Origin of the sequence: Mycobacterium sp., from assembly GCF_965229105.1 — a bacterium.
GTDB lineage: Bacteria > Actinomycetota > Actinomycetes > Mycobacteriales > Mycobacteriaceae > Mycobacterium.
In genome coordinates, this window is sequence record NZ_OZ245858.1 from 3173866 (window position 1) to 3189882 (window position 16017).

General features: G+C 64.0%; 22 protein-coding genes and 1 tRNA gene. 10 read left to right on the forward strand and 13 right to left on the reverse strand.

Annotated features, from left to right (window positions below; genetic code table 11):
* Positions 1–7: 7 nt before the first annotated feature.
* From kasA to aceE, 5 genes are all read right to left on the reverse strand, one after another.
* The gene (gene kasA, locus ADBZ9O_RS14785) at positions 8–1258 is read right to left on the reverse strand and encodes a 3-oxoacyl-ACP synthase KasA (protein WP_526532451.1); all 1251 of its coding nucleotides are present in this window, start codon (positions 1256–1258) and stop codon (positions 8–10) included.
* Positions 1255–1545 carry a meromycolate extension acyl carrier protein AcpM gene (gene acpM / locus ADBZ9O_RS14790; RefSeq protein ID WP_526532453.1) on the reverse strand — a complete coding sequence of 97 codons (291 nt, stop codon included), beginning with the start codon at positions 1543–1545 and terminating at the stop codon, positions 1255–1257. Before acpM ends, kasA begins: the two co-directional genes overlap by 4 nt.
* An 88-nt stretch (positions 1546–1633) precedes the next feature.
* Entirely contained in the window at positions 1634–2548 is a 915-nt protein-coding gene (locus tag ADBZ9O_RS14795) for an ACP S-malonyltransferase (RefSeq protein WP_526532455.1), read from the reverse strand.
* A gap of 128 nt (positions 2549–2676) precedes the next feature.
* A complete protein-coding gene (locus ADBZ9O_RS14800) occupies positions 2677–3960 on the reverse strand; it encodes a PucR family transcriptional regulator (protein ID WP_526532457.1) in 1284 nt (427 codons plus the stop codon).
* Positions 3961–4051: 91 nt separating this feature from the next.
* The gene (aceE, locus tag ADBZ9O_RS14805) at positions 4052–6841 is read right to left on the reverse strand and encodes a pyruvate dehydrogenase (acetyl-transferring), homodimeric type (RefSeq protein WP_526532459.1); all 2790 of its coding nucleotides are present in this window, start codon (positions 6839–6841) and stop codon (positions 4052–4054) included.
* Between the two features lie 161 nt (positions 6842–7002).
* Here aceE and ADBZ9O_RS14810 point away from each other — a divergent pair, with 161 nt between their 5' ends.
* From ADBZ9O_RS14810 to arr, 5 genes are all read left to right on the forward strand, one after another.
* On the forward strand, positions 7003–7581 hold the full coding sequence (locus ADBZ9O_RS14810; protein WP_526532461.1) for an Rv2240c family protein: 579 nt from the start codon (positions 7003–7005) through the stop codon (positions 7579–7581).
* 97 nt (positions 7582–7678) lie between these two features.
* Positions 7679–8101 (forward strand): DUF3052 family protein, encoded by a 423-nt coding sequence (locus ADBZ9O_RS14815; protein WP_526532463.1) that lies wholly within the window; start codon positions 7679–7681, stop codon positions 8099–8101.
* On the forward strand, positions 8101–8562 hold the full coding sequence (locus ADBZ9O_RS14820; RefSeq protein ID WP_526532465.1) for a peroxiredoxin: 462 nt from the start codon (positions 8101–8103) through the stop codon (positions 8560–8562). The genes ADBZ9O_RS14815 and ADBZ9O_RS14820 overlap by 1 nt, the downstream gene beginning before the upstream one ends.
* A gap of 155 nt (positions 8563–8717) precedes the next feature.
* Positions 8718–8792: transfer RNA gene (locus tag ADBZ9O_RS14825), tRNA-Val, on the forward strand.
* Positions 8793–9238: 446 nt separating this feature from the next.
* On the forward strand, positions 9239–9679 hold the full coding sequence (gene arr, locus ADBZ9O_RS14830) for an NAD(+)--rifampin ADP-ribosyltransferase (RefSeq protein WP_526532467.1): 441 nt from the start codon (positions 9239–9241) through the stop codon (positions 9677–9679).
* A gap of 35 nt (positions 9680–9714) precedes the next feature.
* On the opposite strand, the gene ADBZ9O_RS14835 is transcribed toward arr, so the two are convergent.
* Positions 9715–9912: a hypothetical protein gene (locus ADBZ9O_RS14835; RefSeq protein WP_526532469.1), complete on the reverse strand. Its 198-nt coding sequence runs from the start codon at positions 9910–9912 to the stop codon at positions 9715–9717.
* A gap of 213 nt (positions 9913–10125) precedes the next feature.
* Between ADBZ9O_RS14835 and ADBZ9O_RS14840 the strand changes: the two genes are divergently transcribed.
* The 4 genes from ADBZ9O_RS14840 to ADBZ9O_RS14855 all read left to right on the forward strand — a co-directional run bounded on the left by ADBZ9O_RS14840 (position 10126) and on the right by ADBZ9O_RS14855 (position 12375).
* A complete protein-coding gene (locus ADBZ9O_RS14840) occupies positions 10126–10287 on the forward strand; it encodes a hypothetical protein (protein WP_526532471.1) in 162 nt (53 codons plus the stop codon).
* Between the two features lie 192 nt (positions 10288–10479).
* On the forward strand, positions 10480–10881 hold the full coding sequence (locus ADBZ9O_RS14845; RefSeq protein ID WP_526532473.1) for a type II toxin-antitoxin system VapC family toxin: 402 nt from the start codon (positions 10480–10482) through the stop codon (positions 10879–10881).
* A 37-nt stretch (positions 10882–10918) separates the two neighbouring features.
* Positions 10919–11356 carry a VOC family protein gene (locus ADBZ9O_RS14850; RefSeq protein ID WP_526532475.1) on the forward strand — a complete coding sequence of 146 codons (438 nt, stop codon included), beginning with the start codon at positions 10919–10921 and terminating at the stop codon, positions 11354–11356.
* Positions 11357–11418: 62 nt separating this feature from the next.
* On the forward strand, positions 11419–12375 hold the full coding sequence (locus tag ADBZ9O_RS14855) for a hypothetical protein (RefSeq protein ID WP_526532477.1): 957 nt from the start codon (positions 11419–11421) through the stop codon (positions 12373–12375).
* Positions 12376–12539: 164 nt separating this feature from the next.
* Here the strand turns inward: ADBZ9O_RS14855 and rpsR are convergent, their stop codons facing one another.
* The 6 genes from rpsR to mrf are packed head-to-tail and all read right to left on the reverse strand — an operon-like array spanning position 12540 to position 15162.
* Complete coding sequence (gene rpsR, locus ADBZ9O_RS14860; RefSeq protein WP_526532479.1) at positions 12540–12809, reverse strand: 30S ribosomal protein S18; 270 nt, start codon at positions 12807–12809, stop codon at positions 12540–12542.
* Positions 12810–13115, reverse strand: coding sequence for a 30S ribosomal protein S14 (rpsN, locus tag ADBZ9O_RS14865; RefSeq protein ID WP_526532481.1), 306 nt, complete (start codon positions 13113–13115; stop codon positions 12810–12812).
* Positions 13115–13279 (reverse strand): 50S ribosomal protein L33, encoded by a 165-nt coding sequence (gene rpmG, locus ADBZ9O_RS14870; RefSeq protein ID WP_526532483.1) that lies wholly within the window; start codon positions 13277–13279, stop codon positions 13115–13117. Before rpmG ends, rpsN begins: the two co-directional genes overlap by 1 nt.
* Before the next feature lie 31 nt (positions 13280–13310).
* Positions 13311–13697, reverse strand: a complete 387-nt coding sequence (locus ADBZ9O_RS14875; protein ID WP_526532485.1) for a hypothetical protein — start codon at positions 13695–13697, stop codon at positions 13311–13313.
* The gene (locus ADBZ9O_RS14880) at positions 13697–13966 is read right to left on the reverse strand and encodes a type B 50S ribosomal protein L31 (RefSeq protein WP_526532487.1); all 270 of its coding nucleotides are present in this window, start codon (positions 13964–13966) and stop codon (positions 13697–13699) included. Before ADBZ9O_RS14880 ends, ADBZ9O_RS14875 begins: the two co-directional genes overlap by 1 nt.
* Positions 13963–15162 carry a ribosome hibernation factor-recruiting GTPase MRF gene (gene mrf, locus ADBZ9O_RS14885; protein WP_526532489.1) on the reverse strand — a complete coding sequence of 400 codons (1200 nt, stop codon included), beginning with the start codon at positions 15160–15162 and terminating at the stop codon, positions 13963–13965. The genes ADBZ9O_RS14880 and mrf overlap by 4 nt, the downstream gene beginning before the upstream one ends.
* 105 nt (positions 15163–15267) lie before the next feature.
* Between mrf and ADBZ9O_RS14890 the strand changes: the two genes are divergently transcribed.
* Complete coding sequence (locus ADBZ9O_RS14890) at positions 15268–15714, forward strand: hypothetical protein (protein ID WP_526532491.1); 447 nt, start codon at positions 15268–15270, stop codon at positions 15712–15714.
* On the opposite strand, the gene rpmB is transcribed toward ADBZ9O_RS14890, so the two are convergent.
* Positions 15711–15947: a 50S ribosomal protein L28 gene (rpmB, locus tag ADBZ9O_RS14895; RefSeq protein ID WP_526532493.1), complete on the reverse strand. Its 237-nt coding sequence runs from the start codon at positions 15945–15947 to the stop codon at positions 15711–15713. The genes ADBZ9O_RS14890 and rpmB overlap by 4 nt on opposite strands.
* Positions 15948–16017: the final 70 nt, after the last annotated feature.

Consider the following 16017-nt stretch of genomic DNA (forward strand, 5'->3'; position numbering starts at 1 on the left):
CCCCGTCCTAGTACCGCCCGAAAGCGAGCGCCACGTTGTGCCCGCCGAATCCGAAGGAGTTGTTGATGGCGTACTGGTAGTCGCCGTAGCGCGGTTCACCCGCGACGACATCCAGGTCGATCTCCGGATCAGGTGTCTCGTAGTTCAGCGTCGGCGGGATGACCCCGTCACGCAACGAGAGCACCGTCAGGATCGACTCCAACGCACCCACGGCGCCGATCGAGTGGCCGAGCGCACCCTTGGGTGCGTAGACCGCGGCATGCCCGACACCGGCGACCCGAAGCGCGTTGGCCTCGGCGGTGTCACCGATCGGAGTGGCAGTGGCGTGCGCGTTGACATGCTGAATGTCCTTGGGGGACAACCCAGCTGTCTCCATCGCGCGCTTCATGGCCGCGCCGGCTCGAAGACCGTCCGGTGCAGGTGCCACCATGTGGTAGGCGTCCGACGAGATGCCAGCACCCATGATGCGAGCCAGTGGCTTTGCACCGCGGGCCAAGGCATGGTCTTCGCGCTCGATGACCATCATCGCGCCGGCCTCGCCGAAGACGAAGCCGTCCCGGTTCTTGTCGAACGGACGCGACGCGCCTTCGGGATCGTCGTTGTTGGTCGACATGGCCCGCATCATCGAGAACGCCGCGATCGGCAGCGCTTCGATGATGCCTTCCACACCGCCGCAGACGGCGAAATCGGCGTCACCCATGACGATCTGCCGCCAGGCGTGGGCGATGGCCTCCGACCCCGACGAACAGGCGGACACCGGGGTGATGACCCCAGCGCGCGCGCCCAGTTCGAGGCCGACGACCGCCGCCGCACCGTTTGGCATCACCATCTGAACAGCAAGCGGGGATACCTTGCGGGGCCCGCCCTCGTTCATGGCGTCATACATCTCGACGATCTTCTCGCCGCCACCGATTCCGGTGCCGATCACGACCGAGAAACGGTCCGGGTCGACCTCAGGCGCGCCTGCGTTTTCCCAGATTCGCTTGCTCAGGTACTTGCCCATCCGCTGGACATACGACATGCGTCGCAGGTCCAACCTGGTCATTTCGTCGTCGATGGGCTCCTTGAGGTGCCCGCCGATTTTCGCTGCCAGATCCCACTTGTGGACGAACTCGTCATCGAGGGCGCGGATACCGCTCTCGCCGGCTAGCAGGCCCTTCCACGTGCTCTCGATGTCCGCCGCGAGGGAGGTCGTCGCCGCGACCGCGGTGACGACGACGCTGGGAAAGTTGCCGTTAGCAGTGGAAGGACGGGTCACTGTGCGAACTTCTCGCGGAGAGCTGCGGCCGCCTCGGGGTTCTCGCTCTCGAGCTTCTGGATGTAGGAGACGACGTCACCGACGGTGCGCAGTCCGGCCAGATCCTCATCGGGGATCTTCACGCCGTACTTGTCTTCGGTCTGCACGGCGATTTCCACCATCGACAGCGAGTCGATGTCCAGGTCGTCGACGAACGACTTCTCAGGGGTGACCTCGGACGGCTCGATGCCCGTGACCTCTTCGATGATCTCGGCGAGGCCGGCGATGATTTCTTGCTCGTTAGCCACAGTGTGGCTCCCTTCATATTGGTTGTTACTGCGTAAAAAAGATCGAGATGTCGTACTTATCTGGTTGTCCTGGCGGACCCGGGGCGATTTAGAGCCCGGCGAGTCCATCCAGATCTGCAGGGGATTTGACGGCGTGCGTCGGCACCCCCCGAAGCTCACGCTTGGCGATTCCGGCGAGGGCGCCCGCAGGCGGGAACTCGACGATCGCACTCACGTTGTTATCTCGCATCCAGTCCGTGCACAGATCCCAGCGCACCGGCCGGGTCAGTTGCGATACCAACTTGGTCATGGCGTCCGCGGCCGAGGTGACGGGCTGGCCGTCGGCATTCGACAGGAGGATAACGCCAGGTGCCAGTTCGGCGGTTTCCACCTTTGATGCCGCGGTGGAGTAGCCCTCCAGAGCAGAGGACATGAACTCGGTGTGGAAGGCGCCCGCGGTGGCCAGCGCGCGAACTCGGGCTTTGGCCGGCGGGTTCTCCGCCAGCTTCTGCAGTGCGTCGAGGCGGCCTGCGGCGACGATCTGGCCGGCGGCATTGCGGTTCGCGGGCACCAGGTCGAGATCTGCCAGGGTGGCCAGCACTTCGGCCTCGTCGCCGCCGAGGATGGCGGACATGCCGGTGGGCTCGTTGGCGCACGCCTTGGCCATCTCGGCACCGCGGGTGGCGGCCAGCGCGACGGCGTCGTCGGCGGAGATGAGTCCGGCGATGGCATATGCGGCGATCTCACCGACCGAGTGGCCGGCGATGATGGTGTCGGTACCGGCGAGCAGACCGCGCTTGGTGAGCTCCTGGTGGGCCAGCAGCGTCGCAGCGACGACCAGGGGCTGGGTGATGGACGTGTCGGTGATTTCCTCCGCGGTCGCGGTGGTACCGAGCTGGGCGAGATCCAGACCGCTGGACTTTGACCAGGACGCGATCTGGTCGCCCGCGCCGGGCAGTTCCAGCCACGGGGCGAGCATTCCAGGAGTCTGCGAACCCTGTCCGGGTGCAAGCAAAGCGATCACGTAATTAAGAGAACACTGTGAAGTCGGATTTAACCGGTGTAAGAGATTATGAACCTTGTCTTAGGTTTTTGTGGAGACCCCACAAAACAGCACGTGATGGGACTTCATCGATACCGCGCTGCGACCTATTACATGGGATGCGTCACAGTCTGGGGCAGGCCCAAGTGCCCAACGACCGCCACATTGGGCGCAGTTGACGTGCTCGAATGATGCTCTTGACGGGCAAGCCGACCCACAGTTGAGGCAACTCTGAGAACGTAGGCGTCGCGGGGAAGGGTGGGATCGCGACCGGTGAAGTCTCCTATCCGCTTCAGGCGGTATCGCACGGTATTTGGATGAACGAACAACTTGCGGGCGCAGGCCTCGATGGCACCCCCAGAGTCCAGGTAGGCATCGAGGGTTTCGGTGAGGGCGGGACCCGCATCAGTCAGCGGCCGCATCACATCGGTATGCAGTGCGGCGATCGCCGCCGTATCGCCCATCAAGGCCCGCTCGGGCAGCAGTTCCCTGGCCAGCACTGGCCGCGGCGCGCCCGTCCAGCCGCCCACGGCATTCATTCCCGCGATCGCCTCTGTCGCGCTGTGATAGGCCGCGGTCAGCATCGGCACCGTCGGCCCGATCACCACCGGGCCCTCGGAATACGCGCCGAGGAGGTCACCGAGGAATCGGTCGGTGTGCGACAGCGGACCGGAGACGATCGCGATCAGCCAGGTGCCGTGCACATCGGTCAGGGCGGCCCGGCCGTGATTGGTGGCGACCTGCCGAATGTCTTCGCTGGCCATGGCTACTCGGCCCTCGGGTGGGGTGCCCACGATCACTGTTGCCGGAGCCGTGGTGTCCCAGTTGAGTGCCGCTGCGCGCGACAGGAGTTCCGCGCCGGCGTCACCGCGGACGACGGCGTCGACGACGCTGGCTTCCATCCGGCTGTCCCAGGCGCCGCGGGCTTCTGCCGCATCGGCGTAGCCCGACGCCGCCGCGAAGGCGAGGTTGCGGCTGTAGCGCAGGATGCCGACCGTCAGGGCGATCTGCTGTTCGTCCGAGCGGGCCAGCATGGGCACCACTTCCTCGAAGAACTCCATCGTGACGCGCACCATGTCGACGGTTTGAGCCAGCGCAATGTGGCGGGTCAATTCCTGGGGGACCAGCGCAAACGCCTCGGCGGTATAGCCGACGTTGCTGCGCGGATCCCGCATCCATTCGGCGAAGTTCACCAGGGCCGTCTGTACGACGAGTTGCACGCTGGCTCGCTGCGAGGCCTCCAGCTCGGCGAAGAACGGCAGTCGTTCCTGCATGACGTGCACGGCTTCGGTCGACAACCGGCCCGAGTACTGCTTGAGCCGACGGGTCAGCGACTCGGGGAGGTTCTCCAGCAGCGCCAGTGGCGTGCGCGTCGGAGTGGCTTTGTCGGTCACCCCTAAAAGCTACGCCCGAGTTCTGGCGGGACTCCACAAAGTGGCCGAGCCGATCCGACTCGGCCACTTGTCAGTGGGTTACGCGGCGGGGTTACGCGCTGCCGGTGTCCTTGAAGGACACGCCGGCTGCCAGCACATCGTCGATCTTGTATTGCTTGGCTGCCGCGACGGCCACCGACGGGTCGATCTCGCCGTCACGTGCCAACGCCTCCAGCACCGCGACGACGACGGATTCGGCGTCGGTGTTGAAGTAGCGCCGGGCCGCCGGGCGGGTGTCGGAGAAGCCGAACCCGTCCGTGCCGAGGGTGACGTAGGTGCCGGGCACCCAGGGCCGGATCAACTCCGGCACACCGCGCATCCAGTCCGAAACCGCGATCACCGGGCCCGAAGCCTTTTCCAGCGCCTTGGTGACATACGGGGTCCCTGCCGGTCGTTCCGGGTGCCGCAGCATCTCCTTCTCGATGGTGACGCCGTCGCGGTTGAGCTCACCCCAGCTGGTCACCGACCAGACGTCGGCAGCGACATCCCATTCGGCGGCGAGCATGTCGGCCGCGCGTAGCGCCTCTGGCATGGCGACGCCGGAGGCCAGGATCTGCGCCACATTGCTGCGTTTCTCCGTGGCCGTGCGGTAGCGATAGATACCGCGCAGCAGACCCTCCGGGTCGAAATTCTCCGGCTCGGCGGGCTGGGTGTAGGGCTCGTTGTAGATGGTCATGTAGAAGAAGACGTTCTCCGGGTCCTCCCCGAACATCCGAGCCAGACCGCTTTCGATGATGTAGGCGATCTCGTAGGCGAAGGCCGGGTCGTAGGCGACCACCGCGGGGTTGGTGGACGCCAGTAGCAGTGAGTGCCCATCGGCATGCTGCAGACCTTCACCGGTCAGCGTGGTGCGACCGGCCGTGGCGCCCAAGACAAATCCGCGCGCCATCTGATCAGCGGCCGCCCAGAACCCGTCACCGGTGCGCTGGAAACCGAACATCGAATAGAAGATGTAGATCGGGATCATCGGCTCGTTGTGGGTGGCATAGGACGTACCCACCGCGGTGAACGAGGCCGTCGACCCGGCTTCGTTGATGCCCTCGTGCAGGATCTGTCCGATCTCGCTCTCCTTGTAGGCGAGCATCAGTTCGGCGTCGACAGCGGTGTACAGCTGGCCGTTGCGGTTGTAGATCTTCAGGCTCGGGAACCACGAGTCCATGCCGAACGTGCGCGCTTCGTCGGGGATGATCGGGACCAGACGCGGTCCAATTTCCTTGTCGCGCAGCAGTTCTTTGAACGTGCGTACCGTCGCCATGGTGGTGGCGACCTCCTGGTTGCCCGACCCCTTCTTCAGCGCCTTGTAGACATCGCGCGGCGGAAGCGGGAGCACCTTGGCTTTGGTGCGACGTTCAGGAAGGAACCCGCCCAGCGCGCGGCGCCGGTCGAGCAGATAACGGATCTCCGGGGACTCCGGTCCTGGGTGGTAGTACGGCGGAAGGTACGGGTTCTCTTCCAGATCGGCATCGCTGATCGGGATCCGCTGAGTATCGCGGAAGTCCTTGAGGTCTTGCAGCGCAAGCTTTTTCATCTGATGCGTGGCGTTGCGGCCCTCGAAGTGCTTGCCCAGTGTGTAGCCCTTGATGGTGTGGGCCAGGATCACCGTGGGCTGACCCTTGTGATCGTTGGCCGCACGGTAGGCGGCGTAGACCTTGCGGTAGTCGTGGCCGCCACGTTTGAGGTTCCAGATCTCGGCGTCGGTCATCGGATCGACCAGTGCCTTGGTACGGGGATCCCGCCCGAAGAAGTGGTCGCGGACGTAGCCGCCGTCGTTGGCCTTGTAGGTCTGGAAGTCCCCGTCGGGGGTGGTATTCATCAGGTTCACCAGCGCGCCGTCGCGGTCGGCGTGCAGCAGCGCATCCCACTCGCGGCCCCACACCACCTTGATGACGTTCCAGCCGGCGCCGCGGAAGAACGACTCCAGCTCCTGGATGATCTTGCCGTTACCGCGGACAGGGCCGTCGAGGCGCTGCAGGTTGCAGTTGATGACGAACGTCAGGTTGTCCAGGCCCTCCAGGGCCGCCATATGGGTCAGGCCGCGGCTCTCGGGCTCGTCCATCTCACCGTCGCCGAGGAATGCCCACACGTGCTGATCGGTGGTGTCCTTGATGCCGCGGTCGCTCAGGTAGTGGTTGAAGCGGGCCTGGTAGATGGCGTTCATCGGGCCAAGGCCCATCGACACCGTCGGGAACTCCCAGAAATTGGGCATCAATCGCGGGTGCGGATAGGACGGGATTCCGCCACCGGGGTGGCTGTGCTCCTGGCGGAAGCCATCAAGTTGGTCAGCGGAGAGGCGACCCTCCAGGAAGGCGCGCGCGTAGATGCCGGGGGAGGCGTGGCCCTGGATGAACACCTGGTCGCCGCCGCCGGGGTGCGATTTACCGCGGAAGAAGTGGTTGAACCCGACCTCGTAGAGCGCAGCCGACGATGCGTACGTCGAGATGTGTCCACCGACGCCGACGCCGGGCCGTTGCGCGCGGTGCACCATGATCGCGGCGTTCCACCGGATCCAGGCTCGGAACCGTCGCTCGACGTCCTCGTCGCCGGGGAACCACGGTTCCAGCTCGGTCGGAATGGTGTTCACGTAATCGGTGGACGTCAGCGCGGGGATGGCCACCCGCTGCTCGCTGGCACGTTCCAACAACCGCAACATCAGATAGCGGGCACGAGCCGGACCCGACCGCGACAACAGATCATCGAAGGATTCCAGCCATTCGCCGGTTTCCTCGGGATCGATATCGGGCAGGTAGGACGCAACGCCTTCACGAATCACCCGTACCCGATCGGGTTCGGCTGCGGTGCCGGAGTTTTGGGCCAGGTCTTGGCGCACGAACTCGGTTGTCAACGCACTACTCCTAGTTAGAGAAGACAAGGAGTACCCCTGCCAGTGTCTATCGTGCCGCACTTCGACCGTTCGCGGTGACCGGATCCCCATTGGCGATGACCTGCCCGCGGTAGCCGTGGACTGGCCATGTGCCAACCAACTAGCCGGTAACGTTTGCGGCTGTGCTGATCAGATGGCCGCGAGAGGTATCACGCGGGTCCCGGATCGGCGCACTCATCGTCGGGGGTACTGCCGCAGCCCTGATCGGGCTGCTGGGGTGTACCGCCGTCGTCGACGGGTCGGCGGGTGTCGACACCAACGATGCGCCCGTCTACAAAGCGTCGGTGACGGCGTCGGTCGAGGAATCGGCGGCCAGTTCCAGCGCGATGGAAACCGAACGGCAGCTGTCATCGACCACCCAAGTGGTGCACACCGCGTGCGAGTCGATGAGCACCAGCAGCGCTGAGGCCATCGATGCGCTCAACTCTTTCGTCGCCGCGATGAACTCCGGCACCGACCCCACCGGACCCGAGGGCGCGGCAGGCGCGGCGCTCAATAGCAGCGCGGACCTCGTGGTCAGCAGCGTCAACAGCACCTTGCCCCAGGCCATGCAGGACGCGTTCAACGCCTGGGGCGACGCCGCGCGCGCGACGGCTACCGCCGTCCTCGGGCACCTGCCGCCGGCGGATTTCAACGCCGCCGTGACGCGGCTGAACGACACCAGGGCGAATGCCTTGAATCTCTGCGATGCGGCTTACTGAGCCGCCGCTACCGTGTTGCCTGTGACCAGCTTGTCCGCACTGTGCGACGATTAGTCCCATCGCACATTCAGCGCACACTTCTGAAGGAGGCCCTATCTTGGTCGCGGCGGACGACGCCCCGGACTACGCCCGCAAACTGGGCATCGTAAAAGAGCAGATCGTTCAGGAACTCGGCTGGGATGAGGACACCGACGACGACATTCGTGTCGCCATCGAAGATGCCTCTGGCAGCGAGTTGCTCGACGAGGACGCCGACGAGGTCATCGACGTAGTGCTGTTGTGGTTTCGCGACGGTGATGGTGACCTGGTAGATGCTCTGATGGATGCAATCACTCCGCTGGCGGACGACGGTGTTATCTGGGTTTTGACACCCAAGACGGGGAGGCCGGGCCACGTGATTCCGGCTGAGATCGCGGAATCAGCACCGACAGCTGGCCTGATGCCGACTTCATCGGCCAACCTCGGTGATTGGAGTGCCAGCCGACTGGTGCAGCCAAAGTCGGAGGGCAAGACGCGCTGATGCTGGCGGTCGGGACACCCGCGCCCGATTTCACGTTGAAGGATCAGAACGGACAGCCTGTTTCGTTGGGCGCGTTTCGTGGCGCCAAGAACGTGCTGCTGGTGTTCTTTCCGTTGGCGTTCACCGGTATCTGCCAGGGCGAACTGGACTATCTGCAGGAGCATTTGGCCTCGTTTAGCCATGACGGCCTGGCGACGCTGGCGATTTCTGTCGGGCCGCCGCCGACGCACAAGGTGTGGGCCACCCAGAGCGGGTTCGGTTTTCCGGTGCTGTCGGATTTCTGGCCGCACGGTGGCGTCGCGTGTTCCTACGGGGTGTTCAACATTGACGCCGGTTATCCGAATCGGGGCACCTTCGTCGTCGATCGCTCCGGTGTCATTCGATTCGCCGACGTGAAAGAACCGGGCGAGGCTCGCGATCACAGCGTGTGGACGGCGGCGCTGGCAGCGGTGGGTGGTTAGGTCGCTTGGCGGGGCCGTCGCGTTTTGAGTGACGGGCCCGTCGCCGCTGCGTCGAGTCAGACATCAGGGTGGTGAATTGGCCGTGGTAGCAGCACCAGCGTCTGACTCGATGGTTTTGAGTTGGCCGCCGGTTCCCGTGTAACCTGCTCCGGCACGGGCGTGTAGCTCAGTGGTAGAGCTCTGGTTTTACACACCAGCGGTCGGGGGTTCGAAACCCTCCGCGCCCACCATTATTTCCGCAGTTCAGAGGCTTTTGATCCTCTTTCGAGACTCACAAAATCCCTGGGTTGACTGCGGTTCAGTCGCGCCGCCCGGTGCGTTCGCGGTCCATTGGTTCCCAACGAACGCTCTCGTAGGTGACAGGGCGAAGTTACGTCATCGCTCCTGCGTTGACTTCACTTGAGATCGGTAGGGCGACCGCTGAGGTCTGGTTGCATATCGCGCGGAACCACTACGGCGCTTGATCCATGCCGGTGGCAGTTGCGGTACGCCGCGAAGTTCGATGTCTGACAACGATATTGGCAGTCAGCGCGGGCGCCCCATAGGCCGGGGTAGACGACGCCCGCCCCGGCTCGTCCTGTTCCCATTCTCACTATAAGCCCAGGGTGGGGGCTTGCCGCAAGACCCCGAGCGTCGTGCACAATCGCCCGGCAACTGACACTCCAGGAGGTTCTTGATGGCAGCAGAGATGGCCGATACGCCGGAACGTTTCGTGGCACACGAGTCCGGCGCGTACTTTCACGGCACCAAGACCACCCTTCGGGTGGGGGATTATCTAGAGCCTGGTCATCCGTCGAACTATCGGCAAGGGCACATCTCCAATCATGTCTATATGACCAGGGTCTTAGACGGTGCGGTGCTGGCAGCGGAGATGGCTGTGGGGCAGGGTCGTGGTCACGTGTACATCGTCGAACCGCAAGACGCCGTCGAGGATGACCCGAACGTGACTGACAAGAAGTTCCCGGGAAATCCGACCCACTCCTACCGCACCCGGAAGCCGGTGAAGATCGTCGGTGAGATTACCGACTGGGTGGGGCACTCGCCTGAGTATCTTCAGGCGTTCCGCGATGGATTGAACGACCTCAGGCGTAGAGGACTTGATGTCCTCTACGACTGATGGGCCATTTTCTTCAGGGGACCCCACGGTGTGTATCAGTTCGCGTTCTGGATCCAGACGGCCCAGGGCACGACTGAGGGGGCTGGGTCGGCGTAGGTGTCGGGGGTGGCGACCATGCCGCCGTGGCCGTCGAAGGTGACGTCGGCGCTGGCCGTGCTGGCCAGTCCCAGTGCCCCACCGAGGATTCCGGCGGTCAGCAGGGGCAGGGCGAGGATGCGGGTGATGCGGGCCATGATGAAAGTCCTTTTCTCTTCGGTGGGCTCCGGTCGGAACCGTTGAGAAAAGACTGCGCCGGGGCCCTGCAAGGATTCTTGGCAGATTCTCTATGCGAGCGCCGCTGCCTCCCAGACGCGCGAAAATTAGGCCATTCGCCCGATGAACTGAGCCAGGCTGCCGCCGCAGAATCGTAGGCAGTCCAACTCAGAGCAGACACTGGGGAGAAAACGATGAATCGAACAGCCATCGTCGGCGCGGCCGGTTTCGCCACCGCCACCGCGCACGCCGACACCATGACGCCGGGCCGGTGGTGTTCAGGCGATCCCAAACAGATGCCGTATGTCGTCAACAGCGATATCGATTGGGATTGGAACATCTGCCATACCTGGTAGCCCACCAATTACGGTTGGGGCAATGTGACGAGCCAAGGTCGGCCGAATTCGCTTTGGGACGGCGACAATCCGCCGCCGGAAGCTATTGGGAGACGGCATTGCCCGCCGATTGCGTTCCTTTGTCCGTGAGTTCGCGCGAGTCGGGGACAGTCGCGGTGGCAGAACGCCGAAGGTTCATGCGAAGGTGCTGGTATGACAGTTTTTGTCATCGATGCACAGGTGGCCATCGACCTCGCCGTTGACGGCGCGACCATCCCGCCGGAACACAGCCTGGCGGCTCCCACGCTGCTGCGCTCGCAGGCGCTCGCCTTGGTCTACGCATCGGTGCACCGCGGCGAGATCGATGAGCGGGCCGGCCGAAAGGTTCTCGACGATATCCGCGGGCTGCGCATCCGACTCCTCGGTGACCGATCGTTGCAGGACCGCGCATGGCACATAGCTGCCCAGCTGAACTGGCCGGATACCTATCAGGCCGAGTACATCGCACTGACCCAGCTGCAGGCGGACGCGCTGGCCACCGCGGACCGGGAACTCGCCACCGCGGCCCGCGTATTCGTCGAAACCGTATCTCCTGCTGAGATTCTGCGGCCGTAGAGTCGGCTCACCGACCCGGCTCGATAGCATGCACCACATGCCCATCAAACTCGAGAACGTCGGAATCGCCGTTCGAGACCTGGAAGCAGCGATCGCCTTCTTCACCGACCTCGGTCTCACGGTCATGGGCCGTGACACCGTCTCTGGCGAATGGACCGACACTGCTGTCGGCCTCGATGGCAACCACGCCAACATTGCGATGCTCCAGACGCCGGACGGACACGGTCGCCTCGAGCTCTTCGAGTACATCCACCCCACCGCAATCGAGTCGAAGCCCGTTAGTCCCAACGAAATTGGCATGCACCGCGTCGCTTTCTCCGTTGACGACATCGACACAGCCCTCGAGATAGCCGCGAGGCACGGCTGCCGTCCGCTTCGCGGCGTGGCGACCTATGAGGACGCGTACAAGCTCACTTACGTTCGCGGTCCCAGCGGCATCATCGTGATGCTCGCGCAAGATCTGAAGAAGAACTGACGGCTCTACCAGGCTATAAAAACCAGTTGGCTTTGCGCGGCTGAGTGCGGATGCTGTGTCAGGTGGAGGGTCTCACGCGCTGGTCATCGTTGAGCGATCAGGTCGAGCTGGCGCACCAACTGTTCGGCCGGCCCACCGGCAAGCAGAAGGTAGCCGATTGGCTGGCCGAGCAGATGAGTCTGGTCGAAAACGTCGACTTTGCAGAGGAATTCGCCGCACACGTTCAGCTGCCCGGCATTGAGGCCCTGGACTACGCCCACCGGCGCGTTGGCTCCACACGCGGGGAACTGCTCGGCGGAATTCGGTTCTACGGGCGCGATACCGCGCGCCCGTTCGTCGACGTCCTCGCCCACAGCTTCGATGACATCGACGCTCTCACCGACTGCGTTCGTAGCGAATGGTCGGCTTTTAAGGCCCCCTATCTCCGCCTGCGAACCGCGCCGGGGCTCCTCGCTGATCGACCTGACGTCATCGTCGATGAGACCATCCACTTAGCCCGTTACCGGGATATGGCAGCTCCCGACGGCCGTGTCACCCTCGACAGGTTCGACGACGTCGATGACGCCCTCGAACTCGTCGCCACCCGCTATGCCCGTCTCGCCGACGCGGACCCGGCCTTGGCCAACAACCTCTCCCCAGCAGAACCCGAGGACCTTCGGCACTGGCAGCACTGCGATCAATTGCGCGCGATCCGACGGCACGGCAATATCTTTGGCGTCCTGGCGATAGGGCCGGGCGCGATCGGCTGGATTGCTGGTGATGAAATCAAAGAGGAGGTCATCGGCGAAGCACACGCCGGCCAGGGCTACGCCGCCTCGGCGCAAACTGCCTGGGCACGTTGCGTGGCCGCCGATACCAACCAACTGCTCATCGGCACGATCGACCGCCACAACCACGCCTCACGTGCCACCGCCGCCAGGGCAGGCAGACCACGGGTGCTCGACGACATCTTCATCGCGCTGCGTTGCACTCTGGGGCAGGGGCCTTCGGCACGGTCGGCGGACGCGATGGATCCATAACCTGGCTGTTGCGGAAGCGAGGTCCGATTACGGGCAGTGGCACATTGCGGCGGGCGACTATCCGAGCGACCGGCACACAGTCGATCGTATCGAGTTTCTTCTGAGGGATGGATTCTGGCGCCCGCCGTCGGCTTGCGCACGGCGACTGCGTCAAGTCGACCCGCCTACCGATACGCAGATTGCCCGGGGTAAGGCAGCAGGGCCATCTCACGGGCGTTCTTGATTGCGGCAGTGACCTGTCGCTGTTGTTGGACCGTCAACCCAGTCACTTGTCGCGACCTGATTTTCCCGCGCTCGGAGATGAACAGCCTCAGGTGCGTGGAGTCCTTGTAGTCGACGGCGTCCAGGCCCAGACCCTTGAGGATATTTTTCCGACCGGGTCTGATCTCCGTGCGGTTGGCACGGCGCGGTTTCACAGATTTCTTGGGGGCCATTTACCAGCTTGCCTTCCGTACGCCCGGCAGTTGGCCCTCGTGCGCGAGTTCGCGCATCCGCACCCGGGACAGCCCGAATTTCCGCAGATGTCCACGGGGGCGCCCGTCGACCGCGTCGCGGTTGCGCAAGCGCACGGGGCTGGCGTCCCTGGGTTGGCGGGCCAGCGCTGATTGCGCGGCGAGGCGCTCCTGGGGACTGCTCATCGGCGAACGAATGATCTCTTTGAGGGCGGCGCGACGGTCTGCATAGCGGGCGACGGTGGCCCGACGTTGTTCGTTCTTGGCGATTTTCGACTTCTTGGCCATCAGCGTTCCTCTCGGAACTCGACGTGCCGTCGAATGACGGGGTCGTACTTCTTCAGGGTCAAGCGGTCGGGGTCGTTGCGGCGATTCTTGCGGGTGACATAGGTGTACCCGGTGCCTGCTGTCGACTTCAGTTTGACGATGGGGCGAATAACATTGGCGGACAAAGGAAACCTCCTTCAAGGTTTGTGTGGATCTTCAGTTTCTGACCCGTTGCGCGGCCAGGTTTGCCCCGGCGCGCAGGTGATCGGGCAATGCCGCGTCATCCCAGTTGCCTTGTCCGATCCAGTCGCACACGCTGTCTACATCTGCGGCGTCATCGATGGGGCCCACCCACTGTGCCGGTCCAACAGGCGTACGGGCCCTGGTGCAGGGTTGCAGCACCAGCATCACCCCGCCGAGCCCCGGCCGGGCGGCGCAGTTGAGTTGTCCAAGAAGGCACCCTGTCGTGACCAACATGCCGTGCGGGCACGCGCGAACGGCTGCGCGCAGCATCGGCACGAGGCCAGACTGCGAGTCGTTGGTGCATTGCGTGCACAGGACCACCGTGAACGGTTGACGGGTCGGGAACCGGGCCGTTGTCATCACGGTCTTCTGGGCTGCCGCTGGCCGTAGCGGCGATGGAACTTCTCAATCTGCCCGGCGGTGTCGGTGTGGCGTTGCGATCCGGTCCAGAACGAATGAGACTCCGACGACACATCGACGACGACCAACGGAAGACTTTGGACCCCAGCAGGAGTCGGCCAATCGATAGTGCGAGAACTCGCGATGGTGGACCGGGTCATAAAGGCTGTGCCGGTGTTGGCGTCTTGGAAGACCACTTGGTGGTAATCGGGGTGGATTCCTGGTTTCACTTGTCGTCTCCATCTGTGGTGCCGTGGGTGGCTATCTCGTCGAGGAATTCGGACGCGGATCCGCAGGGGTCCTCGTGCCAGTCGCCGAACGGGTCGTCGTATTCGGACCATTCCCACGGTCGGGCCAGTTCGTCATCGGTCAGCAGGGCGCGCTGCAGTCCCTCGGTGATCAGGCGCGGGTCGGCGCCACACACCAGGACCGTCATCGACACATGCCGATCGCCATAGCGGGGATCCCAGTGCAGCGCCGCCATCGCCTGGCGTTCGCGATCGGCATAGGCCAGCTGGGAGGGACCCATTGCGGCTAGCCAAGCACCGGCCCTGGCAACCCGCAGACCGCCACCCGCCGACTCGACCCACACCACGCTCTCGGGTTGCGAGGCCAGCCAGATGCGGCCCCGTGCGCGGATCACCCCATCAAGGACAACGTCGAGTGCGGAATGCAGGCGCTGCGGATGGAACGGCCGTTGCGCGGAGAACTCGATCAACGCCACGTCGCCCTCGGGACTCAGCGGGGGTTGGCCGGCAAGCAGCGGTTCGTGCGGGTCGGAGTCAGCGCCGCGACGGGCCCGCGGGTCGAGATGGTGTAGAGCCATTTCCAGGTTGTGGTTGCCAACGGTGATGCGGGCCAAGGGCGTCAACCTCTTGAGGACGGCGAGGGTGGTGCGCTCGGGCTGATTGAGCACCACGACGTCAGCGAATTCGGCCTGGCCCACAACAACTTGCGCGATGGTGCGACCGTCGTCGAGATCGTCGTCGCTGAGCGCGTGCCCCAGCCAAGTGTCGGCCTCGATCGACGTGACGACCGCGTGTATCTCGACATCGCGGGCGGCCGGGCCGTCGATGTATCCGATGCCCACTCGCACGCACACGTTGTTGATCGCGTAGCAGACCGGTTCTGGCTCCATCCACGGTGCGAGTAGCACCACGATCCGTTGCACGTCGTCGCGTCGATGCACCCGGCGCAGCAGAACCAACAGGTCGTTGCGGGTGGTGCAGCAGACGCAGCCCTTACTCAGCTCCAACGCGACTTCGCTGGTGCAGACCTCGCCGTGGCGCACGATGCTCACCCAGCGGCGCACCACCTGGCCGTCGAACTCGTGGCCGATCACCGCCGTACCCGGTGTTTTCATCAGTGTGCCGGCTATGCCGTCGCTATCGCCTTGGCCGCAGACCATCACTACGGGAGTACGCATCGCCCTCCTTATTGAAAATGATTATCATTAAGTTCGAGACCCAGGCTACCGTCCCGGTGGCCTGTTGTCGAAAATGATTTTCATTAAGCGTGTCGAGGAGCGGTTGTGGGCGCCATGGGAGTGCAACCCAAGCTGGACGGATTCGATGTCGGGTGCGCGGGTCTTGACGAAATGTTTTACGGCTCGGTGTATCTGAGCGTTCCGCTGCTCGATGACACCATCCAGGTCGGTGTCGGCGGTGACCTCGCCACCGCCACCATCGTGGTGACCAGATCGTCCGCGGCGTTGTCCGTGCGGCGAGCCGACGGCACGCCAATGCAAGTGCAGATCCATCACGAACAGCAGGGTTGTCCCGGCGCCACTGTGCGCAGGGATGTCTTTCGACGACCCGTGCACTCCCTGCATCTGCGCCGGGTGGCCGGCGGTGATGGCAATGGTCGCTGGTTGGTCGTGGGAATGCGCGACGAGCCACGACGCAGTGAGTTGGCGCAGTTCATCGCCACCGTCGCGCGTTTCGCGCTGACGAAGCAACGCGAAGAGGGTCCCAGCTAGATTCGCTGGCCCTGACGGCGCAGGCGGGCCACGACGGCCTCGATACCGTCGCGGTCGATGACCTTTATGCCTTTGGTGCTGACGCGCAACCGAATTCGGCGACCTTCAGACGGTAAAAAGTAGGTCTTCCGTTGAATATTCGGCGACCATCGTCGCGGACTACGGCGATGCGAATGGGACACGGAGTTCCCGAATCCTGGTGTGCGGCCGGTGACTTGGCAGTGGGCAGACACAGCGGTGCTCTTCCTGGTCGTGATCGATGCGACGGCTCGGTGTAATCGTTGTCAACACCTCGTGCAGGCA